Below are 14,616 nucleotides of genomic sequence, written 5' to 3'. Positions count from 1 at the left end.
CTCATTTAGTCTCGAGCTTAGAATAATTATTATGTGTGATGGTTTTATGACCACCGGACTTAAAGATATACAATCTCATGAGTAAGGCAAAAGGAATTCGGAGAGAATTATAGAAACAAGATCTTGATCTACAACAAAACGCCATAAGTTAACGTTATGTTAATTTATGGTTTTTGTTCAGATCTAATTAGGTAGAGATTGTGTTTAATAAGCAGTTTTCTTATTTTGACCCCTCTTTGTTGATACAATAAAGAGTTATTTAGTCTGCTTAAAAATACATCAGGTGAATTTAAGGAGGTAACTTCTAATTCTGCAAATATAGACACAGAATAATTGACCAAGCTCTCAGGTTTAAAGTGTTACTTGTACGGTAAAGTGGTCAGGTAAGGCTGTGAATTTGTGGTAAAAATACCGCTAAAAGTCAGGTTTTATAAGGCTTTTAGCTGGTTGATGATAGCGCGGATACCATTACTTCTGGATTGGCTTATATGACTCAGAAGATCCATGGCTTTTAGATAGCTTTCGAAATCAAAAGCCAGGATCTCTTCTTTAGGCTTTCTTTCGACGGCAGCTAGAATTATTGATAACAAACCTTTAACAATTCTCGCGTCTGAATCTGCGGAAAAAAAGTAGACTCCCTCGCATTTTTTCCATGTAAGCCAAACTTTGCTTTCACAGCCAGGCACGGAAATACTTTCTTCTTTTAATGTTTCGTCCATGTTTGGCAGCTTTTTTCCCATCTGAATAACCAGACGGTATTTATCTTCCCAGCTTCTGCATTTCGATATCTCATTCAAAATGTCGTCAGTAGAAATGTCAGTACCAAATGGGTGTGATGGCAATGTACTTGTCATGGGTTGGCTCAATGGTCAGGAAACAAAATTGTCTATATTTTAAAGCAAATCACTGGCTTTCTGAATGGCAGCAACACAGTGTGAAATGTCTTTTTTGGTGTTGTACAGCGCGATAGATATACGAACACACCCGTTTATGCCAAGTGCATTCATCAGCGGGTGTGCGCAATGATGGCCTGAGCGCACCGCAACGCCTTGTTGGTCAAGCAGGGTTGCAATGTCTGAGTGGTGGACACCATCAATGTTAAAAGCGACCACACTGGCACCATTTTGCAATCCGACAACACGTAAATTCTCGATTCCCTGGATGCCTTCGATCAATTGGTTTTGAAGGGCGGCGATATGTGCTTCAGCTCCTTTCCTATCTATGCTACTGAGCCAATGGATAGCTTCGCCGAGCGCTATAGCGCCTGCTACATTAGGTGTACCCGCCTCAAACTTTGCTGGGGACTGCGCATATTGGGTACCTGAAAAACTGACTTTCTCCACCATTTTTCCACCTCCATGCCAGGGAGGCATAGCTTCAAGCAATGACGGCTTTCCATAAAGTGCACCAATACCCGCTGGGGCAAACAGCTTGTGTCCAGAGAAAACGTAAAAATCAGGATTCATCGCTGTCACATTAATCTTTTCATGCACGACTGCTTGCGCCCCATCAACCACGACAACCGCGCCAGCCTGATGAGCTTTTTCAATAACTGTTTCCACAGGATTTCTGGTACCAGTCACATTGCTGATATGAGCAATACACACCATTCGGGTTTTCTGTGTGAGAAGGTTATCGAGCTCTGCCAGATCTAGTTGACAAGTCTTTGTATTTACTGGCCATTTCACTACTTTTGCACCAGTTTGCTCTGCCACTAACTGCCAGGGAACAATATTGGCATGGTGTTCCATTTCAGTCACGATGATTTCATCGCCTTGGTCCAGGTTTTGGCGGGCATAACTTTGGGCGATAAGGTTTAACGCTTCTGTCGCTCCACGTGTCCAGACAATACCTTCAACCGGCGCATTTAGAAAATCAGCGACGGTTTTACGGGCGGTTTCAAAACGGTTGGTTGCCGATGCGGTTAGTGAGTGGGAGCCCCTGTGCACATTGGCATTGGCACCAGAGTAATATTGGCTGATGCTTTCTATCACTGCCAGTGGCTTTTGAGACGTGGCTGCACTGTCCAGATAAACCAGTGGCTTGTCATGTATTTTCTGTGCCAGCGATGGAAAATCACGTCGGGTAATGTTCACGTCAAAATGGCGGTTGGTCATGATCTCGGCTTCACTTCACTGACACGATTGATGGAACCGAATGATCGCCTTTTAGTGATGTTAACTCAAGAGAAAGTAATAGTTCTAAGTTGGTTTCAGGGCGAAATGAGGAGCAAAAAAAAAGCACTGGGCAATCAGCTCAGTGCTACGACAAATTTTTTGATTGATAGGGCTCAAAAAATATAGCAAGTATGAAAGGTAGATGTTTCTACCGAATTTCGGCACTGCCGAAATATGCAAACACAACATCGCAACCACAAAATCTATCGTACGTAGGAAACGATAATCCCGTGGTGCGAGCAAACTATAGGTTTTCTCTGGAGCCAGAACAATCGACAATTTATAATACTGTGCATTAGAAAAACTAATTCATTAAGGACGCACAATGGCTCGACGTCTTCCCCCCCTCAATTCACTCCGTGTGTTTGAAGCCGCAGCACGTCATTTGAGTTTTACCCGCGCGGCTGAAGAGCTGTTTGTTACGCAAGCTGCAGTCAGTCACCAAATTAAAGCGCTGGAAGAATTTCTGGGGTTAAAGCTCTTTCGTCGTCGTAACCGCTCGCTTTTATTGACAGAAGAAGGGCAGAGTTATTTTCTTGATATCAAGGATATATTTACTTCTTTGGCTGACGCTACAGACAGAGTTTTGGAACGCGGTGCTAAAGGCGCGCTCACTATTAGCTTACCACCAAGTTTTGCGATTCAATGGTTGGTACCTCGCTTGGCGGATTTTAACCAGCAACACCCCGAGGTTGATGTTCGCATCAAAGCGGTAGACATGGAAGATGGTTCTCTGACTGACGATGTGGATGTGGCGATTTACTATGGTCGGGGAAACTGGCCGGGACTTCGCTGTGATGAGCTATATCCAGAGTTTCTGCTGCCAGTGTGCAGTCCAGCCGTGCTCAATGGGCCCAAGCCTCTGCATAGTCTGGAAGACTTGAAGCATCATACTTTGCTTCACGATAGAACACGAAAAGACTGGAAAGTTTATGCCAAGTACTATCAGATTAGTGATATTAATCTAAACTATGGCCCGATTTTTAGTCACTCCACCATGGTGCTTCAAGCTGCTGCGCTCGGGCAGGGCATTGCGTTGAGTAACAATGTACTGGCTCAGCCAGAGCTGGAATCAGGCAGACTAGTGTGTCCGTTTGAGCATTTCTTGATGAGTAAGAACGCGTTTTATCTTGTTAGCCAACAAAAAGATGTGGATTCAGGCCGTATTGCTGCATTTAGAGAATGGGTATTGGCGAAAGCTGCTGCTGAACAGGAGAGTATTTCTGCATGAATGATGTTTTGGAACCAAGCGTGTTGATTGATGGCTCAGCGTCAGCCGAACACACTTTTATCTTTGCACATGGCGCCGGAGCAGGCATGGAGCATGATTTTATGGCGGAAGTCGCTGGAATGATTGCCGCTCATGGCATCCGCGTTGTGCGTTTTAACTTCCCTTACATGGTCAAACGTGCCGAAGATGGTAAGAAGCGTCCGCCAGACCGCGCGCCTAAGTTACTCGAAGCATTCAAACAAGTGATTGCGGAATATGGCACAGAGAAGACGGTAATTGGCGGTAAATCCATGGGGGGACGAATGGCGAGCCACCTCGCTGATGTCGAGGGATTAAAAGGCATAACCTGTCTCGGCTTTCCTTTTCACCCGCCAGGTAAGCCTGAAAAAGACAAGGGCGAGCATCTTGCCGATTTGTCACTTTCCACACTGATCTTGCAGGGGGAACGAGACACTTTCGGTAAACGTGCTGAGCTGGAAGGCTACCCATTGTCAGATAAGGTCACCCTGACGTTTATTCCTGATGGTGACCACAGCTTTAAACCTCGAAAAGCATCGGGTCATACCGAAACCGGTAACCGTCAGATGGCAGCTGATTACATCGTGGCTTTTATCAAAGCGGTGTGCCAATGACTGGGCGCCAATACGCTTCGCTTGGTTGTGTGTTTGCTGGTATTGCAGTGGCACTTGGGGCGTTTGCAGCTCACGCCTTAAAAGCGCAGCTTCCCGCCTATGAGCTCTCTATTATCGAAAAGGGTGTGCAGTATCAATTCTGGCATGCTCTGGCATTAATCGCCTTGGGGTTTTGGAATCATATCCAACCTCAACGTATGCTTTCGTTTGCTTGCGGGTTTATTGCCATCGGTATGCTTTGTTTCAGTGGCAGCTTGTATGGTTTGGCGCTGACAGATTGGCGATGGCTATGGCCTGTTACGCCACTTGGTGGTACCAGCTTCTTAGTGGGATGGTTCCTCGCTGCTGTCACACTCTGGCGCAAAGCTTGAGTTTAGCACCCTGCTTCATCATAATGTCGCGTCATTTTTATAGGTAACAGGCCAGAGATGAACCAGATTTTATTGTATTGCCGCCAGGGCTTTGAAAAAGAGTGTGCGGGTGAGATTCAGGACAAAGCGACAGGAGTCGAAGTGTATGGTTTTCCACGTGTGGAAAAAAACACTGGCTACGTGCTGTTTGAGTGTTACCAGCAAGGCGATGCAGAAAAACTGCTTCAGACGCTGCCGCTGACCTCATTGATTTTTGCGCGTCAGATGATTGTTGTGGTGGATACCCTGAACGATTTGGATCCGGGTGACCGTATCTCACCAATTCTTGCGCTCGGCGGAGAGCTGCCTAAATGTGGTGATATCCGCGTAGAAACGCCAGATACCGCGCAAGCAAAAGAGCTGCTGAAATTCTGCCGAAAATTCACTGTGCCATTGCGTCAGGCGTTGCGTAAACGCGGTGTATTGCTGGCAAAAGACAACCCTAAAAAGCCGGTGCTGCATGTGTGTTTCACCGCGCCGGGCTGCTGTTTTGTCGGCTACTCACTGTCGAATAACAACTCAACACACTACATGGGTATCCATCGCTTGAAGTTCCCTGCGGATGCGCCAAGCCGTTCGACGTTAAAGCTGGAAGAAGCTTTCCATGCATTTATTCCACGTGAAGAGTGGGATGAGCGACTGGCACCCGGCATGTGGGCGGTTGACCTTGGCGCTTGTCCTGGGGGATGGACGTACCAACTGGTGAAACGCTCAATGTTCGTTCACGCGGTGGATAACGGTGCGATGGCGGAAAGCCTGATGGAAACCGGGCAGGTGAAATACCATGCTGCTGACGGCTTTAAGTTCGAGCCACCACGTAAGAACGTGACCTGGCTGGTGTGTGACATGATTGAAAAGCCTTACCGTGTGGCACAGTTGATGGGGGAATGGTTAATTCAAGGTTGGGCGAAAGAGACCATTTTTAACCTTAAATTGCCGATGAGCCGCCGCTTCGATCAGGTAAAAGACGATCTGCAGAACCTGAAAAAGTTCCTGATTGAAAACGGTGTGAAATTTGAGATGCAGGCGAAGCATCTTTATCACGACCGTGAAGAAATTACAGTTCATATTCGTGTACTGAAATAACAAGAAGGCAGCCAATCGGCCGCCTTCTTCGCATTTGGGGTCTGTAAGAGTTAGGGGGCAGTGTAGCGGATATCCTGAAGGTTAAAACCCAGCGTTATATCTGTTTTCAACGTCGCGACTTGCTTACAACGAAGTGCCAGTTCTTTTGTTCCGTCCAACTTTTTCTGCCATTTGGGCTCAACATCTTCAGCTGCATAAAGTTGTTCTAAGTTGCCATAACGCTGCAGGAGGGTAGCTGCGGTTTTGGGGCCAATACCTGGCACGCCAGAAACACCGCTAGAGCTAATGCCTGTCAGCCCCCAATAATCAGTCAGTTGTTGAGGCTGAACGGCAAACTCTTTTTCAATAAACGGACTGTCGAGCCAGCGTTGCTGGAAATAATCGCGTATGCGCAGCGTTGGTTGCAGTAACTGGCAATAGCCTTTATCGGTAGAAACGATGGTGACCTGACCATCTCGGCTGGCGACTTTGATCGCGAGAGTTGCAATCATGTCATCGGCTTCATCGCCGGACGAAAGCAGGGAATCAATGCCGATATCCCAAAGCGCATCCTGAATCTTATCCAGTCCAGCTTGTAGCGCTTCTGGCATGGGTTTTCGGCCTTGCTTGTATTCGGGAACCAGCTCAGCCCGCCAGCCTCTGTCCTGCTCTGTATGGTCGAACACAGCGACAATGTGGGTGGGTTCTGAAGAGCGGATAATCTTGGTCAAAGCACGGTTGCAAACTTGGATGGTTGAAGCGATGTCTTCCGGATCTGGCTGCGCAGCGTGCACCCGGCGGATGAGGTTCATGGCATCAATGATGACAAGGTGAATTGACATGGATTACCCAAATAAAAATGGCCCGTTGGGGCCATTCTAATTGCTTGAGAGATAAATGAAAGCCTATCGCCCATCAGAGCCCTGAACGATCTCGTAACAGGGAATATATTCTGAGCCGGGCAGCTTCATGCGTTGCTGCTCCACAAACCCGCGAAGGAGTTTATCCATCTTCTTCATCAGCACGGCATCGCCATTGATCTTGAACGGGCCATTACGCTCAATTTCCCTAATACCTTCCTCTTTCACGTTACCGGCAACAATGCCAGAGAAGGCTTGGCGAAGCGCCGAAGCCAGTAGTTCCGGACGCTGATTCATGTGCAGATCGAGGTTTGCCATGTTTTCATGGGTCGGCTCGAACGGCAGTTGGAATTCAGGCGCAATTTTCAGTGACCAGTTAAATGAGTAGGCATCACCCGTTGATTGGCGGTGCTCTTTTACCGCAGGCATACCTTGCTTGATGATACGCGCCGCTTTTGCCGGATCGCCGATGACGATTTGGTAGTACTTGGTGGCCTCCTCACCAATTACATCACGGATGAACTCATCAATGACGCGGAAGTAATTGGCGCTTTCTTTTGGCCCAGTGAGAACCACAGGCATTGGCTGGTCAGCGTTATCTGGGTGCATCAAAATACCAAGAAGATACAGTAACTCTTCTGCTGTACCCGCACCGCCCGGGAAGATAATGATGCCATGCCCAACACGTACAAAGGCTTCAAGGCGTTTTTCAATATCCGGCAGGATCACCAGTTCATTCACAATAGGGTTTGGTGGTTCAGCTGCAATGATGGAAGGCTCGGTCAAGCCGAGGAAGCGACTGCCTTTAACGCGTTGTTTAGCATGACCAATCGCTGCCCCTTTCATTGGGCCTTCCATCGCGCCGGGTCCACAACCGGTGCAGATGTTCAGTTCTCGAAGGCCAAGTTCATGGCCGACCTCGCGGGTGTATTGGTACTCGATAGGGTTAATGGAGTGACCGCCCCAACAAACCACCAGATTCGGATCTTTGCCCGGCACCAGCGTTTTGGCATTGCGTAGGATATCGAAAATCAGGTTAGTAACATGGCTGGAATTGGTCAGGTTAAAAACCTTGGCATGTTCCAGTTGTACATTGACATGAATGATGTCGCGCAACACTGAGAACATATGCTCCTGGATACCGCGGATAATGCGGCCATCCACAAAAGCATGTTCAGGTGGATTTATGAGCTCAAGCTTCACGCCACGTTCACGGCGCATTACGCGGATATCAAAGGATTTATATTTTTCCAGCAGCTCTTTGGAGCTGTCAGTGTGGCTGCCAGAATTCAACACCGCCAACGAACAGTTGCGGTAAAGGCGGTAGAGGTCGCTTTTAGCAGTATCTTTCAGTCTGTCTACTTCAAGCTGGGAAAGAAGATCCATTGCCCCGACTGGGCTGATGTGAGTGATCATAATCACCTCCTGTGTAGAGAAAGCACACTGTATTAGAGGGAGGGTGTAGGTGACACCATTTCGTTTTATCAGAATTTATTTTCAATGGTTTAAAAATCAGTGTGTTAATTAACCATACACACAGAAAAGCGGTTTAGCCAGCTCAGGTATTAAAAAATAAAAACGCTGTAGGGTAAGAAAAGAGAGTAGGTAATTGATAGCAGACCGACTATGCCCACACCAGTTTGTTGCGGCCGTTGTGTTTAGCATTGTAAAGCGCATTGTCAGCACGCTCCAGCACATCAACGGTATTGTCGTTATCTTTGAACAGGCTGGCACCAATTGAAACCGTAATGGTCAAGCGGGTATCTTTGAACTTGAATGGCAGTTTTGAAACGGTTTCACGCACATTGTTCAACAGTGCTTTGCGGGTGTCTTCATCCGCATCTGGCAATAGTACTACAAACTCCTCTCCCCCGAAACGGGCGATAAAGTCAGTATCGCGTAGACACTGGTGGACCGTGCGGGCAACCACTTTCAGCACTTTGTCACCGACCAAATGACCGTATTGGTCATTCACACTCTTAAAGTGGTCTATATCGATCATCGCCAGACAGAAAGGTGTCTGGTAGCGAACCCAGCAGCGGTATTCATGTTCCAGGCGGTCATCAAGGGCAGCACGGTTGTAAACTTTGGTCAGAGGGTCAAGCAGCAGCTTGCGCTCCTGATCGCCAAGACGGCGACGGTAATCCATTGTCTGTTGATACAGAGCCTCAAGCTTCTGTTCGTTGTGCTGCAACTGTTCCATCAACAGCTGTTCGCGCTCTTCCAACTCGCGGTTACGCGCAACCAGAGAAGCAAGGTTTACGGCGACCTGAGACAGGTTCGGTCTCAGCTCTTCAAGCGACTCCGCTTCCTGAAGATGGTTGTGGATAGAGTCAACTGATGCGGCCAATTCCTCATTGAGCGAACTGCGCTGGGTAGCAATGGCCTGTGAGTTGTCGATAGAGCGGCCATTGTGGCGCTGTAGAATCGACAAATCGTCATTGAGCTGTGAAAGGAAGGCTTGAGAGGCTTTGCGCTCGTTACGTGTGCCGTCAAGGATAAGCTGGACCGATTCAAGGGTCAGCTCAAGCAAGGTTTGGGCGTCCGGCGACAGCAGCAGGCGGCTTCTGATATCCAATAATCTATCGCCGACTTCACCATCAAAGTCGAGTTCGGTGATCAGGTGTTGAAGTTCGCTGCAAAGCTGGTTGATCCGGTCAATGTTCAGGAGATCGCGGGCGCTGTGACCACTAGATGGAAGAGAGAGCAGCTTTAAGGCGCGTTCATATAGCTGAAGCAGTGCAACGATTTTATCGGTGCTACCTTTTTGTTCTGCGGCAGGGGTGGTCAACAGGGTACGCAAATCGCGTTTTAATTGCGCAGGCAGGCCTGGCAGACATTTAAGCGTTTCCCCACTTTGCTGGAATTGGCATTCCAGCGAGTCTTTGGCACGTTCCGTTGCCTGATTGTGTCTATTAACCATTCTCTCTACCAATGCAAGCTGCGGTATCAATCTACTGACATCTTCCTGAGAGTCAAGCTCGCGTCTGATTTGTGAGAGTCGTTCGCTGAGAAGCGGATCGTCATGCACTTGGGAGGCGGCAACTAATCGTGAAATGAGACGTTTCAGGATCGTCGCTTCGCGCCGTGATTTAAGTGCCAAATCACGGAAAACCAGCTGGGAATGCTGCAACTTTTCTTTAAATAGGATGACATCGTCATCTGACGAGAAGTTGGACATAAAACGCGACTACATCTCCAATCTCCAGAGCAGCGCATAAAAGTCTGCAAGTGGAGCCATTATTTCACCATTACATGTGTGCAATGGTAAGCTATAACGGTTTATTGCTAGGGCTATCAATAGATTGGCGTCAGTTTTTATCAGATTCGTGAACCGTCTGCCAGTTAATTCCTCTGAGTGCCGAAGTTTTGACCTTGATAAGGCCGGTGTTGATGCCGTCCAGACACGCGTGGCGAATGTTATTGTTAGCAAAACAGGCGGCTGGCGTTGAGTCTATAGCACTCAAATGTACCCAATGACTGGTATGTTCCAGTTTACTGGCCTGACGCGCTGCACTTGTTGCCATCAGTAGGATGTCGATAAGTTCTTTGTCGTTAATTGACGTAAATGCACGGGGAAGGAAAGGGTAATCCGCCATCCCGATACGAAGACGGTCATCGACGTCTTTTAGTCTGCTTTCTTGGACAAAGTTATCAATCAGCGACTGAATTTTTCCTGCCAGTTTCTCCGGTTCATTAAGCGTTTCGGCATTCGGCTCAATGTAGATGAACATTGCGTCAGAGAAGTGATAAAGGCGCGCTGGTTTTTCAATGTGCGTTTGCAGGTAATCGCCGAGTTTACGCTCCAACTCCAATCCCTGATGGTAGCCGTGTTGTAGGTACACCACTTTTAGGAAAGGCACTTCGAACATTGCAAAGCTTAGCTTGTCACTTAATGGTTCATGAATCATTTCGCCTAAATACCACTGCTCGAAGTGTGCGCTGCTTTTAGCCAGTGAATTGGAGAGCCGATCGTTCAACATACGCAGGTTTCTCAGTCCGCTTCTGGGGTGGGCGTAAAGCTCTTTTTGCAGGTCTTCAAGTTGATGTTGGCGCAATCGCGCAACGCGGTGTCTCAGCACTAATATCAGCAGGATCACAGCAAGGCTGTCAATGAGAAATAGATTGATTTTTTTCTGCTCGACGATGATTTCTTCATCCTCAGCCTGTTTCCGCTGCATGTCTTCAAGTTGAAGCTGGCGTTCGATCACGCGTTGACGATGTTTGAAGGATTCAGCTTCCTGTACTTGTTTTTGGCTTTCGTTGCGTTTATTGAGCAAGTCAAAGCGGCGCTGAATTTGTAATGCTTGTTTGAAATCGCCTTTTTGCTCGTAGGCTTGGGACAAACGCGCAAGGCATTCTAGCATCAACCCTCGGTTTTTGAGTGATTCGGCGTTTTGCATAGCCTGTTTTAAGGCATCAATCGCTATGTCTGGTTCGTTCTCCAGCATGGCCAGTTCTCCTTTTAGGAGTAGTGCCTGAGCTAAGGGCTGGGTGAGGTCGTGATTACGCGCAACACTGATTGCGCGGTTGACGTACTCGTCAGCTTGGGCGTACCGAAGCAGCTTGAGATACGTACTTGCAATAGACACATTGATGTTGGCAATATTGGTGGCGCGTGACAGCATATTTTCGATGTCGAGGACATTAAAGTAATGCACCAACGCAAAGTTGTAACGGCCTTGTTGGCTGTAGATATTAGCTAATAATGTTTGAGTCTCTGACAAGCCACGGCTTAAATCGTATTGTTCGTAGAATTCTGCCGCCTGATTGGCGTGTTGCAGCGCTTTATCCATCGCGCCTTGCTGTTTGTATAGTTTTGTCAGTGAAAGGCTAGCGCTGGCGATCTGTGCAGATAAATCGTTTTCGCTTGCAAGCCAGTAAGCGCTCAGAAGATCTGACAGGGCGAGTTCATAAGATTTAATCCCTAAATAATAGTTACCGATAGCAATTTGGTAACGAACTTTCTGTTCGATATCAGGCTGTCGACCAAGCGCCTTTTCTACTTCGGCAAACTGGGCAAGGTTCTCAGCTTCTGTTTCGTTTTCAGTAGTGATGATGGCGTTTAGCATCTTGGCTTCGAAATCGAGGCGGTCGGTACTTGTTGGGCGCCGACCTGTTGTCTCAGCAATGTTGCTGAGGAGGATATCCAGCATGGCTGCGGCATCATCGGGTTTACCATCCAGATAAAAGAGAATATTTGCTTGCGTCAGCATGATTTCAAGCTTTGCATGCTTCATGGCGTTTTCTTCTGCCATACTCTTGGCTTTGTCTAGTGCTTCCCAGGCTGCGTCATGGTTGCCAAGTGCACTATGGGCTTTGGCAGTAATGAGATAGGCGTGCACCGTATTCAGCGGTGTTCGAATGGAACGGTCTGATTCGTTGCTGCTGTGTGGTCGGTTGGTGGACACTGCCAACCGACGTTGTAGCAGGTAGCGCTTGGTCACTTCGAGCGCTTTTTCCGGAGCAGAAGGGAGCAGTGCTTCAGCCTCTGCCAGAATCGGTGTGGAATAAAGCCTTGCGTCAGCATAGGCGGAGAAAAGCAAAGTGCAGGAGAGCAGTGCGGCTGACAAGAATCGCATGGCTAAGTATTTTCGTTCCCTGGGTCAACAGACCGGACTAAAGAAAAAGGCCCTGATGTCAGAGCCTTTATAAAGCTTTATTGACGTGCCAGTCGGGTGTTTTCGCTTGGCGTTTTACCCATGTTAGTACGGTATGGGTTGATGTCTAGGCCGCCGCGACGGGTGTAGCGCGCGTAAACGGTCAATAGTTCTGGTTGGCAGTACTTCATCAGGTCAGTGAAGATACGTTCAACACACTGCTCGTGGAACTCGTTATGGCGGCGGAACGACACAATGTAGCGCAGCAGCTTTTCGCGGTTAATGCGTTTACCTTTATAAGCAATGCGCACAGAACCCCAATCAGGCTGGCTGGTGATAAGACAGTTAGACTTCAGCAGATTACTATTTAGGGTTTCAGTGACCTCTGGGCCGTCAGCCGCGCCTTCGAGCAGTGATGAATCGAACTCATAGTTGTCGATTTCGATGTCTTGCTCGTCAATGTTTTCGCCACCAAAAGCAATCACTGGAGTGTTGGTGAATTCTTCCAAAGGGGAAAGCGTTACGTCCACATCAGCACCCGCACACGCTGATAAGTCTTTTGCTAGCGCGTCTACCACTTCCTGCCAGCTTTCAAACTTGGTCTGATTGAAGCTATTCAGGTAAAGCTTGAAAGACTTGGATTCAATCAGGTTTGGTGTCGTGGCTGGCAGGCGAACTTCACCAATTGCCACCTGTGGCAGCCCTTTTTTGTTCAACCAAGACAGTTCGTAGAGCGTCCAGATATCGTACCCGGTAAATGGCAGCGAATCACCTAAATCAAGGTCATCGCGGTTAAGGCTTCTTGGTACGGGTTGCAGCAGCTCAGGGGCATAGTGCTCCTGATAGTCCGTTTTCTGACCCAACGTCAGGCCAGCAAGTTCTTTTGCATCTTGATATTTGCTCATACGGTTTTGCCACGGATCGATTAGAATGCGCAAAGTTTACTGAATCTTGAGGAATCTTGCTAATGAATCACTCTGTCTCTCGTGCGCTTTGGTCTTTCAGTGAGCGCTTTGTGGACGCCTGGCATCAGAAACATGGTTCTAAGCCACAAAGCGATGCGTATTTTGATCTGGAATCGCCATGTGTTGTGCAGGAAACTGACGAGGTGGTGATTTGGCAACCGGTTCAACGTGAAGAGCTGGCGGACTTCTCTAATGTGGAAGAAGGTATTGGTATTTCTCTGCATGAGGATATTAAGTCGTTCTACGCGGCTCAGTATTGTGGAGACATGGCGGCAAAATTTGACGGACATTCACTCGAAATCATTCAGGTGTGGAGTGAAGAAGATTTACCGCGACTTCAGGAGAACATGCTGGGCCATCTTCTGATGCAAAAGCGCCTCAAGCAAAACCCGACCATTTTTATTGCTGCGACAGATGATGAGCTGGACGTGATCTCTATTTGTAACGTCAGCGGTGAAGTGATCAAGGAACGTATTGGTACCAAGGAGCGAATGATACTGGCACCTAATATCGAAGCGTTTCTTGAGCAACTCGAGCCCGAGGTATAATCATCTATGTATGTGGTTGAGCTAACGTTTGAGTGCTTCGACGATACAACAATTTCTGCAGTAGACCGCGCGGTAAATGGGCTAATGGATGCTCTTCGCTACAATGGTCAGGTATTGGGGCGCGAGTTCCCAATGGTGTTGGGAGAGGGGCAGTTCCATGTCCGTGCAGTCTGTCCGGAAAAAGACAGCCTGAACCCTAAATACAGTAGCCCGCAGGTTAAGCAGAAGCTGAACCAACTGGCAGATGCGAGCCTTTTATCACCCAAGGTGAAGGTGTTAGGGCGTGATATCAATTCTGAAGAGAGCGCACCAGAGATTGAGCGCAGCTGGCAGGTGATGTACACCACTTACGTTCATACCTGTTCACCGTTGCGTTGCGGTGAAACCTTACTGCCCATACCGCTTTACCGCATCCCTGCGACCTTTAACGGCGATCATAAAGCGGAAGTGAAGTGGCAAACTGAATGGCAAGCGTGTGATGAAATTCAGATGGCTGGGGCGTTCAAAGCCGAACACGCGGCGCTGGCAGAAATCCAGGACGTAGAGAGTCTGCTGTTCCGAAAAGGCTGGGACATTCGCGGACGTATCGAGTATCTGACCAAAGTGCCCACCTATTACTATCAGTACCGAGTTGGCGGGAAGGATGCGGAATCGGAGTTGGCTCGACAATGCCCGAAATGCGGTGGAGACTGGTTGCTTGAGTCACCACTGCACGATGTATTCCACTTCAAATGCGACGGTTGTCGGTTGGTATCGAACTTATCATGGGACTTTCAGTAATCCCGCTTTAACCCATTTAAGGAAGGCGTTGCTCAAGGGCTTCAAGACGTTCTATCAGCGCTTTCACCTCTTCTTCTAAGGCTTTAATGCGGGTTTCCGCACCGTCTTCCTTTTTTACCAGTTCAACTTTTGGCACAGTGCCGCTTTTCTTCCATCGCTGAAGCGCGCTGATGACAAGCGGCATAGGCACCGGGCTGGCAAGCCGACTTTTAATTAACGCGACGGTCGGCTCTTTCCCCTCATTCACTAAAGATTGAATGGCTTGTTCAAGTAAGGGGGTAAAATCAGTACTCATTGTCTCTTCCCTAATTTTAAAATCCGTGGCTTACACGAAGTGGCTGAGGGCAA

14 protein-coding genes are annotated in these 14,616 nt (G+C 48.1%); 6 read left to right on the top strand and 8 right to left on the bottom strand.

From position 1 onward, the window contains the following. Positions 1-428: 428 nt before the first annotated feature. Both csdE and GMA8713_RS02165 read right to left on the bottom strand, forming a co-directional pair. Positions 429-854, bottom strand: coding sequence for a cysteine desulfurase sulfur acceptor subunit CsdE (gene csdE, locus GMA8713_RS02170; protein WP_062705307.1), 426 nt, complete (start codon positions 852-854; stop codon positions 429-431). Between the two features lie 39 nt (positions 855-893). Beyond that, positions 894-2,117: an aminotransferase class V-fold PLP-dependent enzyme gene (locus GMA8713_RS02165; RefSeq protein ID WP_062705305.1), complete on the bottom strand. Its 1,224-nt coding sequence runs from the start codon at positions 2,115-2,117 to the stop codon at positions 894-896. Between the two features lie 385 nt (positions 2,118-2,502). Between GMA8713_RS02165 and GMA8713_RS02155 the strand changes: the two genes are divergently transcribed. The 4 genes from GMA8713_RS02155 to rlmM are packed head-to-tail and all read left to right on the top strand — an operon-like array spanning position 2,503 to position 5,536. After that, the gene (locus tag GMA8713_RS02155) at positions 2,503-3,408 is read left to right on the top strand and encodes a transcriptional regulator GcvA (protein WP_062705301.1); all 906 of its coding nucleotides are present in this window, start codon (positions 2,503-2,505) and stop codon (positions 3,406-3,408) included. Further along, positions 3,405-4,040: an alpha/beta family hydrolase gene (locus GMA8713_RS02150; RefSeq protein WP_062705299.1), complete on the top strand. Its 636-nt coding sequence runs from the start codon at positions 3,405-3,407 to the stop codon at positions 4,038-4,040. Before GMA8713_RS02155 ends, GMA8713_RS02150 begins: the two co-directional genes overlap by 4 nt. Then, complete coding sequence (locus GMA8713_RS02145; RefSeq protein ID WP_062705297.1) at positions 4,037-4,411, top strand: DUF423 domain-containing protein; 375 nt, start codon at positions 4,037-4,039, stop codon at positions 4,409-4,411. The genes GMA8713_RS02150 and GMA8713_RS02145 overlap by 4 nt, the downstream gene beginning before the upstream one ends. A 57-nt stretch (positions 4,412-4,468) precedes the next feature. Next, positions 4,469-5,536: a 23S rRNA (cytidine(2498)-2'-O)-methyltransferase RlmM gene (gene rlmM / locus GMA8713_RS02140; RefSeq protein WP_062705295.1), complete on the top strand. Its 1,068-nt coding sequence runs from the start codon at positions 4,469-4,471 to the stop codon at positions 5,534-5,536. Between the two features lie 50 nt (positions 5,537-5,586). Here the strand turns inward: rlmM and xni are convergent, their stop codons facing one another. From xni to queF, 5 genes are all read right to left on the bottom strand, one after another. Further along, positions 5,587-6,357: a flap endonuclease Xni gene (gene xni / locus GMA8713_RS02135; RefSeq protein WP_062705293.1), complete on the bottom strand. Its 771-nt coding sequence runs from the start codon at positions 6,355-6,357 to the stop codon at positions 5,587-5,589. Positions 6,358-6,420: 63 nt separating this feature from the next. Next, on the bottom strand, positions 6,421-7,791 hold the full coding sequence (gene ppnN / locus GMA8713_RS02130; RefSeq protein WP_062705291.1) for a nucleotide 5'-monophosphate nucleosidase PpnN: 1,371 nt from the start codon (positions 7,789-7,791) through the stop codon (positions 6,421-6,423). Positions 7,792-7,999: 208 nt separating this feature from the next. Beyond that, entirely contained in the window at positions 8,000-9,556 is a 1,557-nt protein-coding gene (locus GMA8713_RS02125; protein WP_062705290.1) for a GGDEF domain-containing protein, read from the bottom strand. 130 nt (positions 9,557-9,686) lie between these two features. Next, positions 9,687-11,957, bottom strand: coding sequence for a tetratricopeptide repeat protein (locus GMA8713_RS02120; protein ID WP_062705287.1), 2,271 nt, complete (start codon positions 11,955-11,957; stop codon positions 9,687-9,689). Between the two features lie 77 nt (positions 11,958-12,034). Continuing rightward, complete coding sequence (gene queF / locus GMA8713_RS02115) at positions 12,035-12,880, bottom strand: NADPH-dependent 7-cyano-7-deazaguanine reductase QueF (protein ID WP_062705285.1); 846 nt, start codon at positions 12,878-12,880, stop codon at positions 12,035-12,037. Positions 12,881-12,942: 62 nt separating this feature from the next. Between queF and syd the strand changes: the two genes are divergently transcribed. Beyond that, on the top strand, positions 12,943-13,488 hold the full coding sequence (gene syd / locus GMA8713_RS02110) for a SecY-interacting protein (RefSeq protein WP_062705283.1): 546 nt from the start codon (positions 12,943-12,945) through the stop codon (positions 13,486-13,488). Positions 13,489-13,494: 6 nt separating this feature from the next. After that, on the top strand, positions 13,495-14,268 hold the full coding sequence (locus GMA8713_RS02105; RefSeq protein ID WP_062705281.1) for a Zn-ribbon-containing protein: 774 nt from the start codon (positions 13,495-13,497) through the stop codon (positions 14,266-14,268). Positions 14,269-14,284: 16 nt separating this feature from the next. On the opposite strand, the gene GMA8713_RS02100 is transcribed toward GMA8713_RS02105, so the two are convergent. After that, positions 14,285-14,563 carry a DUF5320 domain-containing protein gene (locus GMA8713_RS02100; RefSeq protein WP_062705279.1) on the bottom strand — a complete coding sequence of 93 codons (279 nt, stop codon included), beginning with the start codon at positions 14,561-14,563 and terminating at the stop codon, positions 14,285-14,287. Positions 14,564-14,616 lie beyond the last annotated feature (53 nt).

Source organism: Grimontia marina, from assembly GCF_900060185.1.
Taxonomy (GTDB): domain Bacteria; phylum Pseudomonadota; class Gammaproteobacteria; order Enterobacterales; family Vibrionaceae; genus Enterovibrio; species Enterovibrio marinus.
Note: the sequence above shows the minus strand (reverse complement) of the source record. Positions and strands in the feature narration are given on the sequence as shown.

Bases quoted from the DNA above. Each gene is read 5' to 3' on its own strand.
- csdE (WP_062705307.1), bottom strand. From the start codon at position 854: ATGACAAGTACATTGCCATCACACCCATTTGGTACTGACATTTCTACT.
- GMA8713_RS02165 (WP_062705305.1), bottom strand. From the start codon at position 2,117: ATGACCAACCGCCATTTTGACGTGAACATTACCCGACGTGATTTTCCA.
- GMA8713_RS02155 (WP_062705301.1), top strand. From the start codon at position 2,503: ATGGCTCGACGTCTTCCCCCCCTCAATTCACTCCGTGTGTTTGAAGCC.
- GMA8713_RS02150 (WP_062705299.1), top strand. From the start codon at position 3,405: ATGAATGATGTTTTGGAACCAAGCGTGTTGATTGATGGCTCAGCGTCA.
- GMA8713_RS02145 (WP_062705297.1), top strand. From the start codon at position 4,037: ATGACTGGGCGCCAATACGCTTCGCTTGGTTGTGTGTTTGCTGGTATT.
- rlmM (WP_062705295.1), top strand. From the start codon at position 4,469: ATGAACCAGATTTTATTGTATTGCCGCCAGGGCTTTGAAAAAGAGTGT.
- xni (WP_062705293.1), bottom strand. From the start codon at position 6,357: ATGTCAATTCACCTTGTCATCATTGATGCCATGAACCTCATCCGCCGG.
- ppnN (WP_062705291.1), bottom strand. From the start codon at position 7,791: ATGATCACTCACATCAGCCCAGTCGGGGCAATGGATCTTCTTTCCCAG.
- GMA8713_RS02125 (WP_062705290.1), bottom strand. From the start codon at position 9,556: ATGTCCAACTTCTCGTCAGATGACGATGTCATCCTATTTAAAGAAAAG.
- GMA8713_RS02120 (WP_062705287.1), bottom strand. From the start codon at position 11,957: ATGCGATTCTTGTCAGCCGCACTGCTCTCCTGCACTTTGCTTTTCTCC.
- queF (WP_062705285.1), bottom strand. From the start codon at position 12,880: ATGAGCAAATATCAAGATGCAAAAGAACTTGCTGGCCTGACGTTGGGT.
- syd (WP_062705283.1), top strand. From the start codon at position 12,943: ATGAATCACTCTGTCTCTCGTGCGCTTTGGTCTTTCAGTGAGCGCTTT.
- GMA8713_RS02105 (WP_062705281.1), top strand. From the start codon at position 13,495: ATGTATGTGGTTGAGCTAACGTTTGAGTGCTTCGACGATACAACAATT.
- GMA8713_RS02100 (WP_062705279.1), bottom strand. From the start codon at position 14,563: ATGAGTACTGATTTTACCCCCTTACTTGAACAAGCCATTCAATCTTTA.